Genomic DNA, 2,921 nt, shown 5'->3' on the forward strand with positions numbered 1-2,921 from the left:
CCCCCCCCCCCCCACGCCTGCGTACGCTTCCAGCAACTGACCTCGCCGGCAGCGGCCAAGGCTGTCGAGGACACTGCACTGTATCGCTCGGCGGTACTGCTTTCGCGCAATGACGTGGGCTACAACACCGAGCGCTTCAGTGCCCCGGCCGAGGAATTCCATGAAGCGTGCCGGGAACGGCTCGAACACTTTCCCGACAACCTCGTCACCACCGCGACCCACGACCACAAGCGCGGCGAAGACACCCGAGCCCGGCTCGCAGTGATCAGCGAACGCCCGGACTGGTACACCGCCTGCGTGGAGCAATGGCGCATCCTCTCACCGTCGCTGCACAGCGACCCGGCAGCCCCATCGGCCGGTGATGAACTGATCCTGTACCAGGCCCTGCTTGGCAGTTGGCCACTGGACCTCGACCTGCAAGACCCCAAAGCCTTGGCCGGCTACAGCGAACGCTTGTGGCAATGGCAACGCAAGGCCCTGCGCGAAGCCAAGCTGCAAAGCAGCTGGGCGGCGGTCAACGACGCCTATGAACAAGCCACGCAGATGTTCCTTGAACGGTTGCTGCTGTGCGACGAAGGTTTGCCGTTGCGCAGCGCCATCGCCGAGGCCGTCCAGGCCATCGCTCCGGCGGGCGCCCTCAACAGCCTGGCGCAAACCTTGCTACGCATGACCGTACCCGGCGTGCCGGATCTGTATCAGGGCAACGAGTTCTGGGATTTCAGCCTGGTGGATCCGGACAACCGTCGCCCGGTGGATTTCAACGCTCGCCGCGAGGCGATACAGGGCGACAGCTCACCGGCGACGCTGGTACGCGACTGGCGCGACGGCCGGGTCAAGCAGGCACTGATTGTGCGGACGCTGGCCTTGCGCGCTGAACACCCGCAGCTGTTTCGCCAGGGCAGCTATCAACCGCTGCCGGTGCTCGGCGAACACGCCGGGCGGGTGCTGGCGTTCATGCGCGAATACCAGCAGCAGCGGGCGATTGTAGTAGTCCCGGTGCACGCGGCCCGCCTGCTGGAAAACGCTGCCCTGCCCCATGTCACCGCAGCGGACTGGGGCGATACCCGGGTGTCGTTACCGTTCGCCGCCGAGGATGGAAAACTGAAGGGACTTTTTGCAAGCGCAGCAGTCACACCCCAAAGGGAGCTGATGGTCAGCGCCGCGCTGGGGGATTTCCCGGTCAATGTCTTTATTGAATCTTGAGTTTAGTCAGGAGCACTGCGATGAGTACCGACGATAAACGCATTCGTGAATTTGCCTATCAGATCTGGGAGTCGGAGGGTAAGCCCGCCGGACAGGAAAAACGTCACTGGGAAATGGCGCGCAAACTGGCTGAAGCCGAGGCACTGGCGCCTAGCAAGCCGCCAAAAGCAGCGAGCAAGACCGCTGCCAGCAAGACCGACGGCACCAAGCCGGCACCCGCCAAGAGTGCTGCGACCAAGACTGCCGCGAAGAGCACCACGCCCAAGGCCAAGCCTGCGGCCAAACCCTCCGCGGCGACTGCCGCAGTGGTCCCGCCCGCCGACAAGGCTGCCGCGAAGAAGCCACGAGCGGTGCGCAAACCACCGGCGGTCTGACCCAGCGAACTCATCGTTTTCAAGCCCGTGCTCCTTCCAACGAAGGGGCCTGCTTGTGGCATGGCGCTTCATCGTCTCGCCACAAGCGCAAGGCACGCAGTCCTGCGTGCGCCGCATCACCGAATCTGTCTTTTGCAGGAGCAACTATGACCCGTCCAAAAAAAACCACGCCGCCGCCGGTTATCGAGGCTTCGCGGATTCGTGAAGGGCTGCCGTTTCCGCTTGGCGCGACCTGGGATGGCCTGGGGGTCAATTTCGCGTTGTTCTCAGCGAACGCCACCAAGGTCGAACTGTGTATTTTCGATGACACCGGCGAAGTCGAGCTCGAACGCATCGAGCTGCCGGAGTACACCGACGAGATTTACCACGGTTATCTGCCCGATGCCCATCCGGGCCTGATCTACGGCTACCGTGTCTATGGCCCTTACGATCCGGAGAATGGCCACCGCTTCAACCCCAACAAGCTGCTCATCGATCCCTACGCGAAACAGCTGGTGGGAGAACTGAAATGGTCCGAGGCTTTGTTCGGCTACACCATCGGTCACCCCGACGGCGACCTCAGTTTCGATGAACGCGACAGCGCCCCTTTCGTGCCCAAGTGCAAGGTCATCGACCCGGCCCACACCTGGGGCAACGACCATCGCGTCAGCGTGCCGTGGGACAAGACCATCCTTTACGAGACCCACGTGCGCGGCATCACCATGCGCCATCCCGCGGTGCCTGAGCACCTGCGTGGCACCTTCGGCGGCCTGATGGTCGACGATGTACTCGAACATATCCGCAAGCTGGGGGTTTCTTCGGTCGAACTGATGCCCATCCATGCCTTTGTCAACGACCAGCACCTGCTGCACAAAGGCATGACCAACTACTGGGGCTACAACAGCATCGCCTTCTTCGCCCCGGACCCGCGTTACCTGGCCAGCGGCAAGATCGCCGAGTTCAAGGAAATGGTCGCGCACATGCACGAGGCCGATCTTGAAGTGATCCTCGACGTGGTCTACAACCACACCGCCGAGGGCAACGAACAGGGTCCGACCCTGTCCATGCGCGGGATCGACAATGCCTCGTACTACCGGCTCATGCCCGACGACAAGCGCTATTACATCAACGACTCGGGCACCGGCAACACCCTCGACCTGAGCCACCCGTGCGTGCTGCAGATGGTCACCGACTCCCTGCGCTATTGGGCCACGGAAATGCACGTCGATGGCTTCCGCTTCGACCTGGCGACGATTCTGGGTCGCTACCATGACGGTTTCGATGAGCGCCACAGTTTCCTCGTCGCCTGTCGCCAGGATCCGGTGCTGCGCCAGGTCAAACTGATCGCCGAACCTTGGGATTGCG

General features: G+C 62.6%; 3 protein-coding genes. All 3 read left to right on the top strand.

The genetic code is table 11. The annotated features are described in order from the left end of the window. Positions 1-1,203 (top strand): malto-oligosyltrehalose synthase (locus ACE04F_RS16265; RefSeq protein ID WP_486108249.1); only part of this gene is annotated, 1,203 nt, incomplete at its 5' end. A 20-nt stretch (positions 1,204-1,223) separates the two neighbouring features. Then, positions 1,224-1,577 (top strand): DUF2934 domain-containing protein, encoded by a 354-nt coding sequence (locus ACE04F_RS16270; protein ID WP_486108251.1) that lies wholly within the window; start codon positions 1,224-1,226, stop codon positions 1,575-1,577. Between the two features lie 146 nt (positions 1,578-1,723). Further along, positions 1,724-2,921: glycogen debranching protein GlgX (glgX, locus tag ACE04F_RS16275; RefSeq protein ID WP_486108253.1), on the top strand; the 1,198-nt coding region annotated here is incomplete at its 3' end.

This window comes from Pseudomonas sp. AGC41, assembly GCF_057334555.1.

Bases quoted from the DNA above. Each gene is read 5' to 3' on its own strand.
- ACE04F_RS16270 (WP_486108251.1), top strand. From the start codon at position 1,224: ATGAGTACCGACGATAAACGCATTCGTGAATTTGCCTATCAGATCTGG.